This is a genomic window from Nostoc sp. (assembly GCF_036917775.1).
GTDB lineage: Bacteria > Cyanobacteriota > Cyanobacteriia > Cyanobacteriales > Nostocaceae > Nostoc.
Window position 1 is genome coordinate 18,022 of the sequence record NZ_JBALEQ010000140.1, and the last position, 20,344, is coordinate 38,365.

19 protein-coding genes are annotated in these 20,344 nt (G+C 40.9%); 8 read left to right on the top strand and 11 right to left on the bottom strand.

Annotation, left to right across the window (positions count from 1 at the left end; genetic code table 11):
• Positions 1–320 precede the first annotated feature (320 nt).
• The 5 genes from V7K69_RS28090 to V7K69_RS28110 all read left to right on the top strand — a co-directional run bounded on the left by V7K69_RS28090 (position 321) and on the right by V7K69_RS28110 (position 7,273).
• Positions 321–2,762: a dynamin-like GTPase family protein gene (locus V7K69_RS28090; RefSeq protein ID WP_335040573.1), complete on the top strand. Its 2,442-nt coding sequence runs from the start codon at positions 321–323 to the stop codon at positions 2,760–2,762.
• Positions 2,763–2,878: 116 nt separating this feature from the next.
• The gene (locus V7K69_RS28095; RefSeq protein WP_335040575.1) at positions 2,879–3,904 is read left to right on the top strand and encodes a S66 peptidase family protein; all 1,026 of its coding nucleotides are present in this window, start codon (positions 2,879–2,881) and stop codon (positions 3,902–3,904) included.
• Positions 3,905–4,337: 433 nt separating this feature from the next.
• Positions 4,338–4,763: a CAAD domain-containing protein gene (locus V7K69_RS28100; RefSeq protein WP_335040577.1), complete on the top strand. Its 426-nt coding sequence runs from the start codon at positions 4,338–4,340 to the stop codon at positions 4,761–4,763.
• Positions 4,764–5,245: 482 nt separating this feature from the next.
• Entirely contained in the window at positions 5,246–5,473 is a 228-nt protein-coding gene (locus V7K69_RS28105) for a helix-turn-helix domain-containing protein (RefSeq protein WP_335040579.1), read from the top strand.
• Positions 5,474–5,653: 180 nt separating this feature from the next.
• Positions 5,654–7,273 (top strand): NAD(P)/FAD-dependent oxidoreductase, encoded by a 1,620-nt coding sequence (locus V7K69_RS28110; protein WP_335040581.1) that lies wholly within the window; start codon positions 5,654–5,656, stop codon positions 7,271–7,273.
• Between the two features lie 78 nt (positions 7,274–7,351).
• Here V7K69_RS28110 and V7K69_RS28115 read toward each other — a convergent pair whose 3' ends face one another.
• From V7K69_RS28115 to hemW, 4 genes are all read right to left on the bottom strand, one after another.
• A complete protein-coding gene (locus tag V7K69_RS28115) occupies positions 7,352–7,618 on the bottom strand; it encodes a hypothetical protein (RefSeq protein ID WP_335040583.1) in 267 nt (88 codons plus the stop codon).
• Between the two features lie 342 nt (positions 7,619–7,960).
• Positions 7,961–9,082 (bottom strand): THUMP domain-containing class I SAM-dependent RNA methyltransferase, encoded by a 1,122-nt coding sequence (locus tag V7K69_RS28120; RefSeq protein ID WP_335040585.1) that lies wholly within the window; start codon positions 9,080–9,082, stop codon positions 7,961–7,963.
• A gap of 94 nt (positions 9,083–9,176) precedes the next feature.
• Positions 9,177–10,064 carry a UTP--glucose-1-phosphate uridylyltransferase gene (locus tag V7K69_RS28125; protein WP_335040690.1) on the bottom strand — a complete coding sequence of 296 codons (888 nt, stop codon included), beginning with the start codon at positions 10,062–10,064 and terminating at the stop codon, positions 9,177–9,179.
• Between the two features lie 94 nt (positions 10,065–10,158).
• On the bottom strand, positions 10,159–11,340 hold the full coding sequence (hemW, locus tag V7K69_RS28130) for a radical SAM family heme chaperone HemW (RefSeq protein WP_335040587.1): 1,182 nt from the start codon (positions 11,338–11,340) through the stop codon (positions 10,159–10,161).
• Between the two features lie 299 nt (positions 11,341–11,639).
• On the opposite strand from hemW, the gene V7K69_RS28135 reads away from it, so the two are divergent.
• A complete protein-coding gene (locus V7K69_RS28135) occupies positions 11,640–12,716 on the top strand; it encodes a PIN/TRAM domain-containing protein (protein ID WP_335040589.1) in 1,077 nt (358 codons plus the stop codon).
• A gap of 64 nt (positions 12,717–12,780) precedes the next feature.
• On the opposite strand, the gene V7K69_RS28140 is transcribed toward V7K69_RS28135, so the two are convergent.
• The 6 genes from V7K69_RS28140 to V7K69_RS28165 form a co-directional block, all read right to left on the bottom strand.
• Positions 12,781–13,572 (bottom strand): Rpn family recombination-promoting nuclease/putative transposase, encoded by a 792-nt coding sequence (locus tag V7K69_RS28140; protein WP_335040592.1) that lies wholly within the window; start codon positions 13,570–13,572, stop codon positions 12,781–12,783.
• A 75-nt stretch (positions 13,573–13,647) separates the two neighbouring features.
• Entirely contained in the window at positions 13,648–14,034 is a 387-nt protein-coding gene (gene gloA2, locus V7K69_RS28145; RefSeq protein WP_335040594.1) for an SMU1112c/YaeR family gloxylase I-like metalloprotein, read from the bottom strand.
• A 79-nt stretch (positions 14,035–14,113) separates the two neighbouring features.
• Positions 14,114–14,326 carry a PEP-CTERM sorting domain-containing protein gene (locus tag V7K69_RS28150; protein ID WP_335040596.1) on the bottom strand — a complete coding sequence of 71 codons (213 nt, stop codon included), beginning with the start codon at positions 14,324–14,326 and terminating at the stop codon, positions 14,114–14,116.
• A 291-nt stretch (positions 14,327–14,617) separates the two neighbouring features.
• On the bottom strand, positions 14,618–14,743 hold the full coding sequence (locus tag V7K69_RS28155) for a hypothetical protein (RefSeq protein WP_335040598.1): 126 nt from the start codon (positions 14,741–14,743) through the stop codon (positions 14,618–14,620).
• 57 nt (positions 14,744–14,800) lie between these two features.
• On the bottom strand, positions 14,801–15,112 hold the full coding sequence (locus tag V7K69_RS28160) for a hypothetical protein (protein WP_335040600.1): 312 nt from the start codon (positions 15,110–15,112) through the stop codon (positions 14,801–14,803).
• A gap of 103 nt (positions 15,113–15,215) precedes the next feature.
• Positions 15,216–16,616 (bottom strand): amidohydrolase, encoded by a 1,401-nt coding sequence (locus tag V7K69_RS28165; protein WP_335040603.1) that lies wholly within the window; start codon positions 16,614–16,616, stop codon positions 15,216–15,218.
• A gap of 81 nt (positions 16,617–16,697) precedes the next feature.
• On the opposite strand from V7K69_RS28165, the gene V7K69_RS28170 reads away from it, so the two are divergent.
• Together V7K69_RS28170 and V7K69_RS28175 are read left to right on the top strand one after the other, a co-directional pair.
• Complete coding sequence (locus tag V7K69_RS28170; protein ID WP_335040606.1) at positions 16,698–17,477, top strand: cysteine hydrolase family protein; 780 nt, start codon at positions 16,698–16,700, stop codon at positions 17,475–17,477.
• A gap of 254 nt (positions 17,478–17,731) precedes the next feature.
• Positions 17,732–18,187: a cupin domain-containing protein gene (locus V7K69_RS28175; protein WP_163928798.1), complete on the top strand. Its 456-nt coding sequence runs from the start codon at positions 17,732–17,734 to the stop codon at positions 18,185–18,187.
• Positions 18,188–18,423: 236 nt separating this feature from the next.
• On the opposite strand, the gene V7K69_RS28180 is transcribed toward V7K69_RS28175, so the two are convergent.
• A complete protein-coding gene (locus tag V7K69_RS28180; protein WP_335040609.1) occupies positions 18,424–20,079 on the bottom strand; it encodes a B12-binding domain-containing radical SAM protein in 1,656 nt (551 codons plus the stop codon).
• Between the last annotated feature and the right edge of the window lie 265 nt (positions 20,080–20,344).

Here is a 20,344-nt window from a genome sequence, read left to right on the forward strand (position 1 = left end):
CCAGTGCTTTGGATACGTCCTTTCTTCCGCTAAATTATTGAAGATCACGGCGCATAACACTAAAATCATCGATCCCTCAAAGGCCAATACTTTTCGGTTAAGGGGGAAAGGGTTTAAATTTACCTTTACCCTAAACCCAGTAAGCTTTCCGCAGACCAAAAGAGAGATTATTGGGTTTATCCGAAAAGTATTGGACATCATCTTTGTAGGTTATGTGATACTCGGTAACTAAATTGCATTAAATATCTCAGAAATACTACTGAACCATCAAGACAATAAATGTAACTAACATATACATAAATATTGTCAGGATGCTGGATATGTCAGATTTACCGCTTCAGTGCAAAAATTTGAAAGAGCAAGTTGAGTCGATATTACAACTTTTACAACAAGAACCAACGCTACATTCCCAAGATATTACACCTGTACAAACTTCCTTAACTAAAGCGATTTCTCCCAAGTTTGAGATTGTGTTTGCAGGTGCATTTAGTGCTGGTAAATCCATGCTAATTAATGCCCTATTGGAGAGAGAACTACTTTACAGTGCAGAGGGACACGCTACAGGTACAGAATGCAAAATTGAGTATGCAGAAGTAGATAAAGAACGTGTTGTTTTAACGTTTTTAAGTGAAGTAGAAATTCGGGAACAAGCAGTTTCTTTGTCTCAGCAACTAGGATTTACAACAGTAACTAATATTAACCAAGCTGATGTAATTACTTTGCTACGTCAAGGTTCTGAAGCAATTATTCAGCAGGAGGGTGGTGAGAGTCAATCAGAACGTGCGAAACAAGCGAAGGCATTAATGTTGTTGCTAGAGGGATATATAGCAAACCGCGATCGCATCAACACGGTGATGAATGCTACATATTCAATGGAGCAATTTAACTTTTCCAATCTCAAGGAAGCGGCTGGATATGCCCGTCGTGGTAGTAATAGTGCAGTATTGAAGCGAATAGAATATTACTGTAATCATCCTCTGCTACAAGACGGCAACGTAATTATTGATACCCCTGGCATAGATGCACCAGTAGAGAAAGATGCACAACTAACCTATACCAAAATTCAACATCCTGATACTTCGGCGGTGGTGTGTGTGCTAAAACCTGCTTCGGCGGGTGATATGACAAAAGAAGAAACAGAACTTTTGGAATTAATGCGGCAAAATGGGGGAGTACGCGATCGCGTTTTTTATGTCTTCAATCGTATCGATGAAACTTGGTATAATACTCAGCTACGGCAACGATTAGACGATTTAATTAATGGGCAATTTACCAATTATAGGAAGGTTTATAAAACCAGTGGATTATTAGGGTTTTATGGGAGTCAGATTAAACAGACAAATCAACAAAATAGATTTGGTTTAGATTCTGTTTTTGCAGAAAGCATTAAAGGTTTAGATGGTAAAGAAGAAACACCACAATTTGTCTATGCTTTTAACAACTACTGCGTAAATTCAGGAAAGTTATCTACCACTAAATTCCGCGTCTCTGTTAACGGCTATGAAACCCCAAATCAAAATTATGTGCGGATTTTGGGAGATTGGGGAAATGAACTGATAGAAAAGCTAATTCAAGATAGTGGTACTGAAGAATTTCGCACAGCTATTACTCGCTATCTTACAGAAGAGAAGCGTCCCCAACTATTTAAGAATCTTGCTGATGATTTGGAAGATGTTTGTATTAAATTGACAAAACATTATCAGAGTGTACAACGTAATTTAGATAGTCAACCCCAAGAGATTGAGAGTATGAAGCAGCAAGAGTTGCAACGCCTAAATCAGCAACTCCAACAAATCGGCAGAGAATTTAGTGAGCATATCACAAAAGAAGTTAACCAAATAATTAATAATTCTTGTGATGCTTTTGAAGCAGATTTTAGACAGTTGCAATCACGAATGATTCGCCGTTTAGATGAATTGCTAGATACTTTTTCTGTAGCTTCTGCTTATCAACGTGCAACAATTAGCCATCCTCGCAACGCTACCGCACCTTTAATTGCTATTTTAGTAGAGGCATTTTATTACTTAGCAAATCAGTTAGAAGATATTTTGATTGAGTCATCTCAACAAGTTGTTACGAATTATTTTCAGCGATTGATTGAAAAAATTCGCAAGTCAGAATATTATCGCCAGTTGTATCGTTTATTAGATAATGATGGCGGCATTGAACAAGAGATCAGAAATTTAGAAAAAGCAGTTACTCAAGCATTAGTGAGTGCAGCTAGTGTAGAGTGCGATCGCTTCGTGCGAGAAAGTCCGAGATTTTATGATGAAGGCACTTTTTCTATATATCAATTTCGCCAAACTTTATTACAAACTTCTCAAAGCTACGACGCTGAAAGTATTGTAGAAGCAGAACCAGCAATTAGGCAATTATTGAAGTTAGATTTTGAGCCAAAAGTTTCACAAACTATTCGTAAATCTTTCCGTCAAACTATTAACCAAACGCTCAAAACTCAGTTGTTACCAATGGCAGATCACCAAGCAGATGAGATTTTGCAGCAATATCCACAGGCGCGTGCTTATTTAGAGAAAACACTGCAACAAGAAGCTGAAGAGAAAATCGCTAATAATCGCCGATTATTGAGTGTTGTTGAGGAAAATATTGCAGCATACAATTCAGCAGCTTCTAGTATCAATAGTTGTTTACAGTCAATGAAACTATATGACCACTTCTTGCCTGTCATGGGTGAGTATTTTGATACTGATGAGAAGTTCGCTAATAATGGATTTGTGGTTTCAGATATGGTAGAAAAGGTTTAGTTTTATATATCGCAATCCTATTTAATTTGTGAAAATTCGCGGTATCCAGATCCCCGACTTCGTAAAAGTTGTCGGGGATCTAACTTTTTAAAATCCTAATCCCCAATTAAATGGTTATGAATATTAAACGTCGGGAATTTATTACAACCTGTGGACTAGCTACCTTAGCCACCCAAATACCAGCATTTACTGCTGAAGGTAAGTCATCTCCAAACATCATCCGCAAGCCGTCACGCCTAGAAGCGGGTGATACTGTAGGATTAATCGCCCCTGCGGGTATTGTTGACGCTAAAGATATCGAAGCAGCACAGCAATCATTTTCACAGTTAGGGTTAAAAGTCAAGCTGGGGAAGCATATCTTAGACCGTTACGGCTATTTAGCGGGTAAAGACAGCGATCGCGCCCAGGATGTAAACTTGATGTTTAGCGATCGCACCATCAAAGCAATTATCCCTATGCGTGGTGGTTGGGGTTGTAATCGCATTTTACCCCTACTCAACTACTCACTAATCCGCTTACATCCGAAAATTATCATTGGTTACAGCGATATTACAACGCTATTGTTAGCAATTAATGCCCGTAGTCAAATGATTACTTTTCATGGGCCAGTTGCTACGTCTACCTGGAATCAGTTTACAGTCGATTACTTCAAACGCATCCTATTTAAGGCTGAAGCAGTGACTATGCAAAATCTCAACCCTAGCGAAGTGCGGATGGAAATAATAGCACCAGGAAAGGCGAGAGGTAAACTTATGGGTGGAAACTTATCAGTCTTATCAGCGATGGTAGGTTCACCTTACCTACCTTCTTGGAACAAAAGCATCCTATTTGTGGAAGAAGTTGGCGAGGATGTTTATCGTATAGACAGGATGCTGACGCAATTAAAAACTGCTGGGATACTTAATCAAATTGCTGGCTTTATCTTTGGGCAATGCACTAAATGTAGTCTTGGAGATGAACCGTCATTTACATTAATGCAAGTATTGCAACAACACATACTTCCTTTAGGTATTCCTGCTTGGTACGGTTCAATGATTGGTCATATTAAGGATAAATTTACTTTACCAATCGGTGTAGAAGTAGAAATAAATGCTGAACTTGGGACAATAAAAATGTTAGAAGCAGGTGTTAGCCTTGTATGAATTAGCCAGGAGATTGGAATAAAAAAATGTCCCAAAACTGACGAAAAAACCCTCTCTATTTCTCCTCTCTCTGTGTTCTCCGTGTCTCTGTGGTAGCCTGCGGCAAGCCGTTCGCGTAGCGTCTCGTAGAGAAGCGTCTACGTTTATCTGGATAATTTATTTCTTAGAAGTCCCTTATTAAAGATTTATTTGCTTAAGTTGTAATACTTGATCCATCAATCTTCTCGAAGACAAAATCTATGCCAAAAGATTGATGAGAAGGAAATTTAAAAATGCCTAAATATTATTAAAGTACTAATAAATTTGCAAATAAATATTTAGCTGTGCTGCTAAGGAGTAAGAAATCTAGTTATAAAGCAACCGTTGCAAAAATCGATAATAACAAGGTGTAAACTTTAAAACTGCTCTCATTGCAGAAAATCAGGAGATAATTATGGATACCGAATTACAGCAAGATCAGTATGTAGATACTGCCTCCCCAAAAAAGATAGAAGCACTTAAAGGTTCAGAGTCTGGAAACCTGGCAATGTTGCCACCCGCCTCAGAAAATGAAGAACAATGGCAAAAAATTGGTAGACAGATTTCTATATATTTGGCAAAAATACCTGAGTACATAGGTAGTTTTTACCAAGAATACAAATTGCTAATTATCAGCTTTGCGTTGCTTGTGATAACAGTTACGGCACTAAGGATTTTTCTGGCGGTACTCAACGCCATAAATGATATTCCCCTAGTTTCTCCATTTCTCCAATTAATTGGACTTGGTTACACAATTTGGTTTACTTCCCGCTATTTGCTCAAAGATTCCACTCGGCAAGAATTAGCAGTAGAAACTCGCTTGCTTAAAAACAAATTCTAGGCAAAGAAGAATCACAGACTTTAAGCTAGCCAAGACCCCTAGGCGATCCGGCTGATCAACAGTACTGCTAATAAACTCAAGCAGCAAAGCTGCAATTCGTAATTACAATCAGTGAAAGTTTCTACTGATCACTGATAATTATGGTCAAGTAAAAATCAATTTTTTACTTGACTAATTTTTAGTATATTCGTATCATCGGCTGGAAAATCTCTTGCATTGTTGGTGATTGTTTAAAGCGACGAAAAGCGGCTGAGAGTTATATTCTAGCAAGGTCAATTAGAAGAAACTTAGGCTTTATTTCATCATTGTAAATTACCTACGTAAGCAGCAGATTGGTAGAAAAATGAAACAGTTAGCAAAAAAAATATATAGTAAAATTCTGCATCTATTTCATCAAAACTGCTAAAAGACCTATAGGTTACTGGAATCAAATACTCAATTCTAGGTGGCGTTTTCATTTACCAGCAGAAGTACAGGAACGCTTGACCCTGGACTCGAATCAGCTAAGTGCCAACAATATCCAGCCTCTATCAGGTAATCTCATTAGAGAAGCGAGAAAAGCAAAAGGCTGGTCTAGAGCATTTTTCGCTACAACGATGGAGAAAAGCGTTTCCTGGGTTGATGCAGTCGAGACAGGTACACGTCAGGTTTCTCAAAAGGACTTGCCTAAGTTGTTCAATACACTGGAACTACACGTTAACAGGTATTGATTGCAAGCCGCATACTCGTGCGATATTATTACTCGTTGCAACTGCGTCGGGAGGGGGTTAGGTTTTTCGTGGGTTTTTCTATGACGTAAAAAGTCATTAGTTTCGGCAGAAGGCAGTATTCGTCGTGCTTCCTGCCTCTATTGTTAATATTTTGATAGACAGTATGTATTTCTCCTCGCTATGTTACGACTAACTGAAGTAAAGCTGCCGCTTGATCATCCTGAAGATGAGATCAAGTCTGCCATCCTCAAAAAGCTGCAAATCACGGACGAAGATTTGATCAGCTATTCCATCTTCAAGCGTAGCTACGATGCCCGTAAGAAAGGAGAGATTACCCTTGTTTATATTCTGGATGTAGAAACAACTCAGGAAACTCATCTACTCAAGCGCCTGAAAAAAGATCCTCATGTGATGGTCACGCCAGACATGAGTTATCGCCCAGTGGCACAAGCACCAAACAATTTGACGATTCGCCCCATTGTCATTGGTACTGGGCCTTGTGGCTTATTTGCGGGTTTGATGCTGGCACAAATGGGTTTCCGTCCGATCATTTTAGAACGTGGGAAAAAAGTCCGCGATCGCACCGTTGATACCTTTAACTTTTGGAAGAAAAAATCAGACTTCAACCCAGAATCCAATGTCCAGTTTGGCGAAGGTGGGGCGGGTACATTCTCTGACGGTAAACTCTACAGTCAAGTCAAAGATCCTCAGCATTATGGGCGCAAGGTACTAACCGAACTCGTCAACGCCGGAGCCTCACCGGAAATTCTCTATATCAATAAACCGCATATTGGCACCTTTAAACTGGTGGGAATCGTTCAAAGTATGCGTGCCAAAATCGAATCCCTTGGCGGCGAAATTCGCTTTCAAAGCCGGGTGGAAGATATTAACATCGAAAATGGACAGGTGCGGGGAGTTACCCTCGCCAGTGGGGAATATATCGCCAGCGATTATGTAGTTCTGGCAGTGGGGCATAGCGCCCGTGATACCTTCCAAATGCTATTTGATCGCGGGGTTTACATTGAACCGAAACCTTTTTCTATTGGTTTTCGGGTCGAACATCCTCAAACTCTCATCGATAAATGTCGTTTCGGGCTTCAAGCTGGTCATAAGCTTTTAGGTGCTGCCGATTATAAACTGGTTCACCACTGCCAAAATGGTCGTTCCGTTTATAGTTTTTGTATGTGTCCAGGAGGCTTGGTGGTTGCAGCTGCATCAGAACCGGGGCGACTTGTCACCAATGGGATGAGCCAATATTCTCGCAATGAGCGCAATGCCAATAGTGCGATCGTTGTGGGCATCACCCCCGAAGATTATCCGGGAAATGCTTTGGCGGGAATTGACTTTCAACGACGTTTAGAAGAACGAGCTTTTGAATTAGGTGGTGGAACTTATGAAGCTCCAGGGCAGTTGGTGGGAGACTTTCTCAACCATCGTCCCTCGATCGCATTGGGCACGGTTAAACCGTCTTATACACCTGGCGTACACTTGGGTGATTTGAGTCAGAGTTTACCAGATTATGCGATCGCCGCCATCCGTGAAGCCCTTCCCGCTTTTGACAAACAAATTAAAGGATTTGCAATGGACGATGCGGTGTTGACTGGCGTGGAAACCCGCACCTCATCACCAATTCGGATTAAACGCAAAGAGGATTATCAGAGTTTAAATACAGTCGGTCTTTATCCGGCTGGTGAAGGTGCGGGGTACGCAGGGGGAATTCTTTCGGCTGGTATCGATGGTATTAAGGTGGCGGAGGCGGTGGCTTTAAGTATTTTGAAGAATTGCGATCGCAAATTTTGAGGCAGCAGCCCTCAGATTAGGCATTCCCAGCCTTCGACTGAGAACGAAATCATACTCGATGCGATCGCAAGGGGAAATTTAGCTGAACGTTAAAGCTGGTTCTTCACAGAAGTTAAATAGGGCTGACTCACTTTCTGATTCATCTTCAAAGACAGCAGAGATATACCATTCACAGGGCGAATCATTCGTATATTCAGCCCAAGCAATTGTTACTGTTTCACCCGATGGAATCCCTGAATCACTCAAGGTAAATGAAGCCCAATCTTCATCATCGACAGATACCCACAACTCTGTAATTGTCTGTTCGGTATCATTGGTAACGGTAAAGGTGAATTGATCTGACATAAAATAAGCCTTTTAAAGTGCAGATTGTCAGTCACCGATTATACTGCCACTTTTTTTTAATTTTGTCATACAAACTCCCATAAGATAGACTAAGAGATAGTTTCAAGGTTTTTTGGGCTAAATTTAAGTTTGTTAAAGAGTATTAAAAATATCATCGAATCATAGAAATCTATTGAGATAGTCATGGTTCTCACAAACCGCGACCAATACAATACTGTTTGGTTAAGGTAAGACGCGATGAATCGCCGTCTCTACAAAAGACCGATTGTTGTAGAGACGGCGATTTATCGCGTCTTTGTGATAATTTATCGAATCTTTAGCGAGCTAAACTACAAATTGCCCTTAATACAACTCATATTTCATTAACTGACAAGGCAACGCTCCGTTATACACCGCAATTCGCTTGGATGATTTCAGCCCAATAGATTGAGACAGTTCCTTGTTGCCACTTAGCACAAAGGCAGTCCAGCCTTTGAAGCGTTGTTTCAGCACATCGCCCAAAAGTTTGTAAAATGCCCCTAAATCAATATCTCGCCCCAACCGTTCGCCATAAGGTGGATTACAGAATAAAATCCCACTGTCTGCGGGGGCGACAACATCAGCTAACTCCATTTGAGAAAACCATACATGATTATCAACGCCGCAGTTTTGGGCATTGTTAATCGCTTGCTCAATTATATTTTCATCGCGATCGCTTCCCCAAATAGGTGCGGGAAGGGTATCCAGTTGACTGTCCTTAGCTTCTTGGAGCAGGTTTTCTAAAAGGGGCAAATCAAAATCGAGCCAATTTTCAAATCCAAAGGACTCACGAAACAGCCCTGGTGCTATGTTCAGTGCCTTTAAGCTAGCTTCCAGAGGTAAAGTACCAGATCCACAGAGAGGATCGTAGAACATCTGGTTGGGTTGCCAGCCCGAAAGTTGAATCAGAGCAGCAGCCAAAGATTCCTTGAGAGGCGCTGATCCAACCGCAGGGCGATAGCCTCGGCGGTGTAGACTATTTCCAGAACTATCGAGTTTAACGGTACAAAAGTCGCGCTCAATGTGAACATTAATCCGCACATCTGGTTCATGAAGTTCTATATTTGAACGCTCACCGAGCTTTTCCTGCTGCTGCTCAACGATCGCATTTTTGACTTGGAGAGATGTGAAGTGACTGTGGTTGAGGTGAGCGTTTTTGCCTGTAACATTCACCGCCAGCGTCATATCTGGTGTTAAATAGTTTACCCAATCGATAGTCTGGATACCACGATAGAGATCATCGGCATTTTGGCAAGGAAACTCATCGATATCCACCAAGATTCGGAACGGTAGCCTAGCCCAAAGGTTGACGCGATAAAGCAGAGTGCGATCGCCCTCAAAAGCTACACCACAAAATCCTGGCTCCACAGAATGGGCACCCAGTTGCTCTAACTCCTGAGCCGCCAGGGTTTCTAATCCGCGAGCAACTGTTGCAAAATAATTCATAATTCGTAATTCGTAATTAAAGGCTACTGAGACGCTCAGATCCCCGACTTCTTGAAGAAGTCGGGGATCTTTTTGTTTTGAAACTAAGATTAATCTAAAAATTTCTAAAATCAATCATTGTCTGACGATAAGTATCTGGTAAACCTGTATCAAAACAGTTACCTTTAACAATATATCCTGTCATTCCCTCTTCCTTACGCAATCTTTCCAGACAGGATGTTAACTGAAATTCGCCTCGTTCTTGAAAATTTTGCTTGATGTGTTCTGCTAGAAAGTCAAAAATTTTCGGCGTAAGTAAATACAACCCAAATATACATAAAAACTCATTTTCTGACATTCCCTTTACACGTAGATGTTGTTGTGCATATTCAATGGTTGGTTTTTCATAGAGTTGTGTAATTTCTAGAATTGAGTTTAACTCTTGCCAAACTCCTGTTACACACCCGGCTGTATGAAGAATTTCTGCTGGTTTTGTAGTTAAGCTAACAACGCTTTTATTAACTTGTTCATAAACATCTAAAAGCTGACTAGCACAAGATTTTTCAACATCAGATGTATAAATGTGGTCGCCCAACATTAACAAAAATGGCTCATCTTTTATCCAATCTTTAGCACAAAATACCGCATGACCATAGCCTAGTTGTTCCTCTTGCAATAGGATGGTGACTTTGCTACCTAAATCTTCGAGATATCGGCTATATTCTTTATTTTGCGGTGAAAGTTTATCTAAAAGTTCTTTTTTGGGTGGATTCTTCAATAAATCTGCAAATATTTCTTTGTCATCGGGCTGTACCACAATCCCGACTTCTGTAATTCCAGCACTAATGGCCTCTTCAATAATTGCGAGAATGACAGGTTTTGCCCTCCCATCTCGATCAATAATCGGGAAAAGTTCTTTTTTCACAACCTTAGTCGCTGGAAACAACCGAGTCCCAAAACCAGCTACCGGAATCACAGCTTTTCTAACTTGATTTTTCTGCATAAACCTCCCCTCACCTCCTCTATCTGCGGACTCTGCGCGGCAGTCGCTCATGGGGGAAACCCCCAAGACCGCGCTGCCTTGCCTCTGCGGTTCGTCACCCCAACTTCTCAAACAACTCCGCCAACACCACATTAGAAAACAAAAACCCTTGGGGATCAATCAAACGCAACCTTCCCCCTGTAACTTCCACCCAACTTTTATCAAAATACCCTTGCAAACACCTGCAAATTTCCTCCACCTTCTCTTCGCCAAACGCCTCCACCAACGCCATCAAACTCAAACCCTCCGCCAAACGCAACCCCAACATTAACGTTTCTAACAATACTTCCTTTGGGGGGGTAACATCACAATCAATTACACCGCCAGCTTGTACCCACTGGTAATATTCCCTAGTCTTACGCGGACGAGTGAAGCGTTTCCCGTCAACATAACTCGCCGCACCCATACCAAAGCCGTAGTAAGGGCGGTTTTCCCAATAAACTCGATTATGCTGACACTGATGACCAGGTTGAGCATAATTAGAAATTTCATAATGCTCATAACCTGCACCAGTCAAAACTTGCTGCGCCATCTGGTACATTTTGACTGTGACTTCATCCGTAGGCAAAGGAGTATCACCTGGTTTGTAGTAACGACCAAAGGCTGTACCTGGTTCGATGGTAAGATCATAGATAGAAATGTGAGTGGGTAAAAGTTCTACCGCTTTAGTTAGAGAATCCTGCCATTGATCCAAAGACTGATGCGGCAACCCAGAAATTAAGTCTAAGCTAAATTCGGGAATCTCGACTTGGTGGATTAACTCCACAGCTGCGAAAATATCTTCAACTGAGTGCGATCGCCCCGCTCTTTGCAATAATTCTGATTGAAAGGCTTGTACACCCAAACTTACCCGGTTCACACCTGCACTGCGATAGCCTGCTATATGGGCTAAATCAAAGGTGGCTGGGTCAATTTCCATAGAAATCTCTGCCCCAGATGCAATACCAAACTGCTTCTCTAGCTTTGTTACTATCCGTTGTAGCTGTTCAGTTGATAGCAGCGAAGGAGTACCACCACCGAAGAAAATTGTCTTTAGGGGTTGGTCAAAGGCTGGTGTAATGGCAATTTCTTGACATAGCACCTCAACATATTGGGAGATAGTACCAGATGTTTCGCCCCGCAAGCGATCGCCCACAACAGACACCGGGAAATCACAATAAAAGCATCGCCGTCTGCAAAAGGGAATATGAACATAAGCAGAACTCGCAATTTCAGAAATACTCAATTTTTGACTCATTTTGAGAAAAGGTTTAAGTTAAGCTAACTGCGAATTAGAGACAATGAAAATGAGCAGTTAATTTACAAATTTTTGTCGTTTTACAAAGAAACAATGAAAAATATTAAGATAAAAGCCTTTAGTTATAATAATTGCAGATATTGTCAGCCTAAACCCTTAGTCTAAGTCAACAGTTCGGCTTCGCTCACTGTTGACCCTGAGCGGAGCCGAAGGGTCAATATTGATCAGTTTATCTTACCGATGAAATAAAAAATACTTAAGTTTCTCGGTGAACACAGTTGCAGGAAAACAACATAACCATGCTTGACGCAATTATCATTTTCTCATTTATCCTGGCAGCTTCGGGAATAGGGTTCTACAGCATTGAACTACTACCCAATGGCACTCTCGATCAGGTAACGAATTTAGAAGCTTTACGCTTAGTTGTTGCCGTCTTTGCCGCTATTATTGGTGGTGCGATCGGGCTGAGTTTCCAGACGACATATCGCCGTCTAGAATCGCAAGTCAAAGAAATGCCTCTGGAAGTGATTTTAACTCGTGCCATTGGCTTAGTAATTGGCTTGTTGCTAGCTAACCTGATGTTAGCCCCACTATTCTTACTACCCATCCCGGCAGATTTTGGATTTATTAAGCCGCTTGTGGCAGTTGTCGGTAGTATTATCCTCTCCGTCACTGGTATGAATTTGGCAGACACCCACGGGCGAGGTTTATTGCGGTTCATTAATCCCAACACCGTCGAATCAATGGTTGTGGAAGGAACGCTAAAACCAGCTAATACCAAAGTTTTAGACACCAGTTGCATTATCGATGGTCGCATAGAAGCGCTATTAGAAACAGGGTTTCTGGAAGGACAAATTCTCGTACCGCAATTTGTCTTGCAAGAACTCCAACAAGTAGCGGATGCTAGCAAAGATCAAAAGCGCGTGCGGGGAAGGAGAGGACTAGAAATTCTCAACCGCATTAAGGAAGAATATCCCGATCGCATTTTGATTAATGCAGTTGACTACGATGATATCCCCACAGTCGATGCCAAGTTAGTACGTTTTGCCCAAGAAATTAGTGGCACACTGCTAACTAACGACTACAACTTGTCTAAAGTCGCCAGCGTTCAGAAAGTGCCTGTTTTGAATGTGAATGATTTAGTAAATGCCGTCCGTCCCAGTTATTTACCTGGCGATAACCTGGATTTAAAAATTCTCAAGGAAGGCAAAGAACCCAGTCAAGGTATTGGCTACCTAGATGATGGCACAATGGTAGTCGTTGAAGAAGGCAGCAATTATGTGGGTGGTGAACTGCGAGTAGTAGTCACCAGTGCTTTGCAAACCACCGCAGGAAGAATGATTTTTGCCAAACCCCAAGCATCAGCATTGGCGTGAGGGAAATGTCCGGTGCAATTAAATATAAATTGTGCAATCGGTGCAGGTTGACTGCACCGATTATTTATTTTGAATCATCAGACTCAGTTACCTGCAAATACTGTAACTGCTCAATTGATAATCCTGTCAATCTTGCTATCTGTTCTAATGGCATACCAGTATTAAAAAGATTGCTTGCCACTTCAAGTAAAGCTTCAGCTTTCCCTTCGGCTTTCCCTTCAGCTTTCCCTTCTTGTAAAATATCTTGATAAATCACTGACTCTCGCATAATGTCTGACCTCAAAACTCGTCTAATAACCTCTTTATCTAATACTAAACCAGCTAAAATAGCCGTGGAAGCGGCAATATTACTTTGAGTTCTTGATTCTGTAATACCATTAATTTCACGCGCCACTTCATTTAGTATAACTTCTGGCTCAATTGTACTACTCAACACTGCCAAAGGTAAAAGTCCAGGCGTTCTCAAAAATACTTCGGTTGGTTGTTCCCAAAGTCTGATAACTGCAAATTCATGGCGTGTTCCAGCAATTGTAAATGTATTTTGTTGCACCAAATCCGAATTTGTCTGTTTGAGGTAAATTACGACTTGATACATTGATTTGTGGGGAAAACGGCGATACACTCGCAATCGATAGTCAATCATCCGAAAAGGAATTTCTGCATCCACTTGGGTTTGAAATTCCAAATGCAAGATGTTTTGCTCAGACTGTAGCAAAATTAAAGCATCAGCACGAATAGGTTCTAGAGATAATTCTTTTGGACTTAGTTCGGTTAAAGTAATAGGTTCGCCTAATAACCAAGTGGCGAAGTCGCTGGAGAAATTTTCAGCTAAAAATTTACAGATATTGTCAAACATTTGAGAATTTTATCAAACAGATCGCTCATTCGCTATTTATCTGCAATTATTTTTTAAACAAAAAATTTATATCCTCTAATTTTCATAAATTTCTAATGGCAAATTATCTGGATCTTTAAAAAAAGTAAATTTCTTACCTGTGATTTCGTCAATTCTGATATTCTCTGTTTCTACACCTTGGGAGTTTAAGTAAAAAACAGTTTCGTCAATATTATCAACTTTAAAAGCAAGATGTCTCAAGCCACAAGCTTCTGGACTACTAAATCGTTGCGGCGGATTGGGAAAAGAGAATAACTCTATTTGACCATTTTCTCCAACTTTTAAATCTAATTTATAAGAATTTCTTTCGGCGCGAAAAGTCTCTTGAATAATCGAAAATCCTAATGTTTCGACATAAAAACTTTTAGAGCGATTGTAGTCAGAACAAATAATAGCTATATGATGAATGTCAGTAATTTTCATGGATATTTTGTTTTTATAAAATTCTTAAGAGAGTGTATGCAGTTGCGACACAACGACATTACACCCTCTGAAGTTGAGGTTAATCTTTAATCTTTTTAATTGATCTTACCTTTCTTTTCAGGAATAAGCCAATACTGCCAACCAGAAGTGTGCTATCTAAAGTACTAGGCTCCGGTACTTTTCGATAAGAAACTGTACCGGAATTAGGAGTTTCGGAGGATACGGAAAATGATGTTCCAGAAATTTCGTAACTTTTAGAAGGATTAACTTTGTCAAGGAAGCTGTACAGCAATCCAATAGGTGCGTTATAGGCTAAGGATACAGTTGGAAATGCAACGGGATAATCTGGATATTCAATATCATCCTTGGCAGTATAAATATTGGGGTCATTATCGAATTGAAAAGTTAGCGACTGAAGTGGTGCTACTGGAAAATTATCATTACTGAAAGTTGCGTCATCAAAGCTAAATAAACCGTTTCCTTTAGTTGTAGAACTATCAACGTTAAAGGCATAGTTAATAATTGCAGCTGATGCGGATTTAGTGCTTAGAGCTTGTCATGTAACAACCTTGCCTCTTTTGAGCTAGAAATGCCTTCTCAGTAAGCTTTCTAGATAATAAATTGTAAAAGTTGTTTCTTGACAGGCTCTTAAGGTAGCCAAACCCAGAACAAGGCTAGTAGCGATCGCTAATTGTGGAAACAATTTCATATCGATTATCCTCAAAATAGATTTGTGTAAGTGATCTCTAGAAATAACCAGCAAGAGTTACCAATCAGGTGTTGTTACAAGTAGTTCTGTCCAAGGGGTGCAATCTGGTTCTTGAGCAGCATCTTGAGTAGGACGAGCATTGCACCCACGGACTTTAAAGGTGTACTTAACAAGATCCCTGGCTCCGGTATAAGTCCAACTACGTGCTGTTGGGTCATCAATTTGCGTCATATCATCTTTATCGTCGCCCCAACTTACTTGATAAAAATCATTTTTTTGACATACATCCCAAGCAATCTTAATTCTTCGCACTCTTGTGGTGTCTGCAACCAAGTTGTATGGATTTCTAGAATAAGATAATGGTTCCATACATAAATCTCTTGATGTACAAGAATATTGGACTCAGTGGGAACACATGGGGTTATATATTTAAGCACAAATTTTTTGCCGCAGTTCTGTATTTATTTGTCTTTCACAACCCCATAACTGTGCGATAATGTGCTTCAATTTGCGCGACGGTTTCAGACTTGCGCTTTGTCTCCCATTGACTGCGATTAAATAGTTCTTGCCGCAATTCATCAACGTTAATTTTGGTAACTTTCCCATCAGCAACAATTTGCTTGCCGTTAACCCAAACACTATCAACAACATTATTAGGACGACCTAAAACTAATAAACCAATAGGATCTGTCCGGGGAAGTAATGATAAATTGGTGAGGTCATAAAGTACTAAATCTGCTTGTTTACCAACGGTAATAGAACCAAGTTTATCTGCAAGATTCAATCCTTTCGCACCTCCTAAAGATGCCATCTCTACCGCTTGTCGGGGTGTAATCCAGTGTTGATAGTCTAAGTCTGTAACGTTATGTAAGATAGAACCAATTTTAATGGCTTCTAACAAATCTTGGGAGTCATTACTTGAAGCACCATCACAACCAAAAGTTACATTTACTCCAGCTTGGCGATATTTTAAAATAGGGGCAATACCACTACCTAAACGTAGATTACTTAAGGGATTATGAACAACTGTAGATTGGGTTTCGGCGAGAATATTTATATCAGCATCATTCAACCAAACACAATGAGCTAGTGTTGTGCGATCGCTCAAAAACCGGATTCTTTTCAAATGTTCCACGGCAGTACAACCGTACTTTTCTTGGGCGAGCTTTTCCTGTGCCCTAGTTTCGAGTAAATGGGAGTGACGACAAAGATTATAGCGATCGCTTAACTCGATACATCCCGTAAATAAAGCATCAGTACACAATTGTATTCCCGTTGGTGCGACCAAAATATTTACACCTTCATCTGGGCGATGAAACTGTCTCACCGCCTCTTCGATAATTTCCAATGTTGCCGCAGTTGAGCGATGATAAGGTTCATGAGTTCTTGCTGATTCTCCAGATGGAATCCCTGCACTAAGGGATTCATCTTGAATTAAGGGGGCGATAAAGGCGCGAATCCCAACTTCTCGGTAAGCGCGGGTTGCAGTGGCGATCGTTGCTAACTCAAGTCCAGGAATTAAGACCAGGTGATCTACTACACTCGTCCCCCCAGAAAGTAAGGTTTCTACCGCAGTACCCAAGGCGCTGAGATAAACCTGTTCAGTGTCGAGGGGGGCAAAATCATACAGTTCCGCCAACCATAATTCTAAAGGCAAAACTGACATGATTCCCCGTTGCCACATTTCTGATGAGTGGGTGTGGGCGTTGAAAAAACCAGGTAGCAGCAGCTTATTTTTGCCATCTATGACAGTGCCGATTACTGGTAGATTGGGGGCAATGGCTGCGATTGCCCCATCTACAATCTGTACATCTACTGTCGCATAATCATCATTGGCGGCAATTAAAACATTCTGAATAGTGAAATTTACCATATTTAACCTTGATTAAGTAATTGTATTTTCAACTGAATTTCAAGTTACAAGATAGAAAATGGTGTTGGGTATTGCAATTTTATGAATTTGCCTTTTCGGACATTGGGAGTCTCACCAAATGCGTGGACAGTGAATGATGCGATCGCAGATATTACTCGTCCTCAAAAACCCCCACAACCCGTTATTTTATCAACAGAAACTAAAACCCTGCGTTTAGACTTGGCAAAAGCCGCTATCCTCGTCATTGATATGCAAAACGACTTCTGTCACCCTGATGGCTGGTTAGCGCATATTGGCGTGGATGTAACTCCAGCGCGTCAGCCGATCAAACCTTTGAATAACCTACTTCCAGAACTTCGTGACGTGGGTGTTCCAGTCATTTGGATAAATTGGGGGAATCGTCCCGACTTGCTCAATATTAGTGCTGGTTCGCGTCATGTCTATAACCCCACAGGGGCAGGCGTGGGATTAGGCGATCCACTACCAAGTAATGGTGCAAGAGTACTAATGGCGGGTAGTTGGGCTGCGGCAGTAGTAGACGAACTAGAACATCTTCCCGAAGATATTCGTGTGGACAAATATCGGATGAGTGGGTTTTGGGATACCCCATTAGATAGTATCTTACGGAATCTGGGAAGCACAACATTATTTTTTGCTGGTGTTAATGCCGATCAATGCGTGCTAACTACCTTATGTGATGCCAATTTCTTAGGATATGACTGTGTGTTAGTTAAAGATTGTAGCGCTACTACTTCGCCTGAATATTGTTGGCTAGCAACGTTGTACAATGTTAAACAATGCTTTGGTTTTGTCACTGACTCCCACGAGATTTTAACAGCGCTGCAAAAGAGTGAGGAGTGAATCAATTTTGGATTTTGAATTTTAGATTTTAGATTGATTCTATGTATGAATGCTCATTCTTCCCTACGGGACGCTGCGCGAACGATCAATAATTTTAGACTTTTAGAGTTGTTCCACGTTTTAATGCCTTTACTCTAGGACATTTTTGAATTATTAAATCCAAAATCCAAAATCCAAAATTTAAAATTCTGTGATTCAAGACTAAGATTTTAGGAATTTTCATACCCATCGATAACTTTAGAGGGGATAAATAAATGTACGCTACTCGTTGTGTAATTCCGGTTATCAAGTCTCCCAAAGATTACCAAGTATATCGCATTAGTCCCAATGACTCTAATCGATTAGCAATTATCTTCGATTCGACAAATGCTAATACTTCCTTGACTTGCTGTATAGAAATTTTTGATGTTGGTGGACAAACACCGCCAAATCGCCATCAGTGGGCGGTGGAAATGTTTTTTGTCCTCAAAGGGGAAGCGATCGCTATGTGTGACGGCAAAAGTGCCACAATCAAGGCTGGAGATAGTTTATTAGTGCCTCCCACTGGGACTCATTTGATTAAAAATACTGGTTCTACTCGCTTGTATACGTTGACTGTGATGGTTCCCAATGAAGACTTTTCGGAATTGATTCGCAGTGGCATTCCGACGGAGTTAGATGCAGAAGATATGGCTGTACTGGGGAGATTGAATACTTTGATGCCCTGTTAAAATAATTCGTAATTGACTGAGATGGAAACAGGACTTACGCAAAATAATGGAAAAACGAACCGCATACCCCTTCGGGGAAGCAAGCTACGCGCAGCGTCTCGTTAGAGAAGGTGCAAAGGACACAAAGTAATGAGATGTTTCAGAGAGTTATTGCGTAAGTCCTAAGAAAGTGGAGAGTTATCTTATTTCCAGCCTATGACTGGGAATAACTAATGTGATGTTCCCTGTTTTGAGAGCTAGCTACGAACTTTTGTGAGGATTTTTTGCGAATAAAACGAAGCTGATTCTTTGTTTTGGGAACAATCCTGTGCGAACTTAATCAAATGATGTCCCACAAGTCCGACGTGAATCAAGTTTTCAATATCACCTGCTTTCAGCGCTGGTTTGGCCATTTTCCAGAAAGTCTGACGATAGTTACTGAATAAACCTATCCGTAGCAAAATATTAGTTAAATAAGTTAAACCTTTGCGAATATTAGCCCCAGAAGTGCGAGCAGGACTGTTAGGTACTTCGATGCGATTTGGATAGGTGTGTTCCATATTGTAAGCAAACCGCTCATATAAAAATTCTGGCTCATAAGCAGTTGTGATACAGCGCCGCCACATCTCGATAACTTGCTCGTAGGGCATCAAAAACTCAACATTTGATTCCCGACTTTCATCAAATACGAGTCGTCCTTCTGCTTCTAACCTCCGCCATAACGGAGTTCTAGGTAAAGCATGAAGTAGATTAATTGTCAACATGGGAATTTGGGATGCCCGAATAAATTCAATAATTCGGTCTGCTGTTTCTGGTGTATCTGTATCTAAACCGATGATGATTCCTGAAACTACTTCCATGCCATAGCTATTTAAAACCTGAATCGCTTTTAAGATTGGCATACTCAGATTTTGATCTTTGGAAATAGCATGAAGAGCATCTGGCTCAGGTGTTTCGATACCGCAAAAGATCGTGCAGAAATAGGCTTCGCGCATCATCTCCAGCAGTTTTGGACTTTGAGCTAGGTTGAGAGTTGCTTCACAGGCAAACTGGATGGGGTAGCCATTGCGTTTTTGCCAATCAATCAGGTGAGGAAGTAACTTCATGGCAGCGCGGCGATCGCCAACAAAGTTATCATCGACAAAATATACTGCCCCCATATTGCCAGATTGTCGCATTGCATCTAGCTCGGCAAGCACTTGCTCTGGTGTTTTCATCCGGGGACTGTTGCCATAGAGTTCGGGAATATCACAAAACTCGCAGCGATAAGGACAACCGCTAGAAAACTGCACATTTGCTAAGAAATAATCATCGATATCCAGCAAATGATAAGCTGGAGTTGGAAACTCTGTTAAAGGTAAACGTTCCTTAGTTTCAAAGCGGATTTGCCTTTGAGGACGTTCTAAGTTTTGGTCTAGATACTCGATCATGCGATCGCTAGCATCTCCCAACTCACCCAAATGTAAAATGTCAAATTCAGGATAATATTCTGGACACCCAGATACCGAAGGGCCACCCACCACTGTGATTTTCCCGGCTCGATGAGCAAGTTCATTAATTTGATTAATCTGTGGTTTTTGGATGTGCATTCCACTCACAATTACCACATCAGCCCATTGGTAATCAGCCCTGGTTGCTGATTTGACATTCTCATCAATAAACCGTACTTCCCATTTTTGAGGTAGGTAGGCAGCCACAATTAAAATACCTTGGGGTGGCATAAAAGCCCGGACATTACCCATCAGTGGATAGGCGTAATGAAAAGTACCAAAGGAGCGGCTGTATTTAGGAAAGATGCAAAGAATGCGTCGATGGTTCGAGGGAACGTAGCTGGTTCTCTTAGTGTTGGAAGCGGTTTTGGAATCGGCCGCTATATAAGTCGGGTTATCTAAAGACTTCAGATTCACAGTCATCGCAAATTTCACCCCACAAGACTGAGCAGCTAATTTGACAATCTATTGGCACAATCAGTTGTAATTTCAACTAGCTTACCGTGATCTTCCAGAAGTTTTTAACTGTTAAGATATAAAATTTCTCCTAGAGGGGCGTGATTCGCCTTTCTCAGAATGCAGTTTTGCAATTACGGATGCGTTTGAGTCGCCAGATTCTGGCTTATGAATTACTTCATCTGGAACACTTAGGGAAGAAGTAATTACCGATATAGTTGGTTATAAGTTG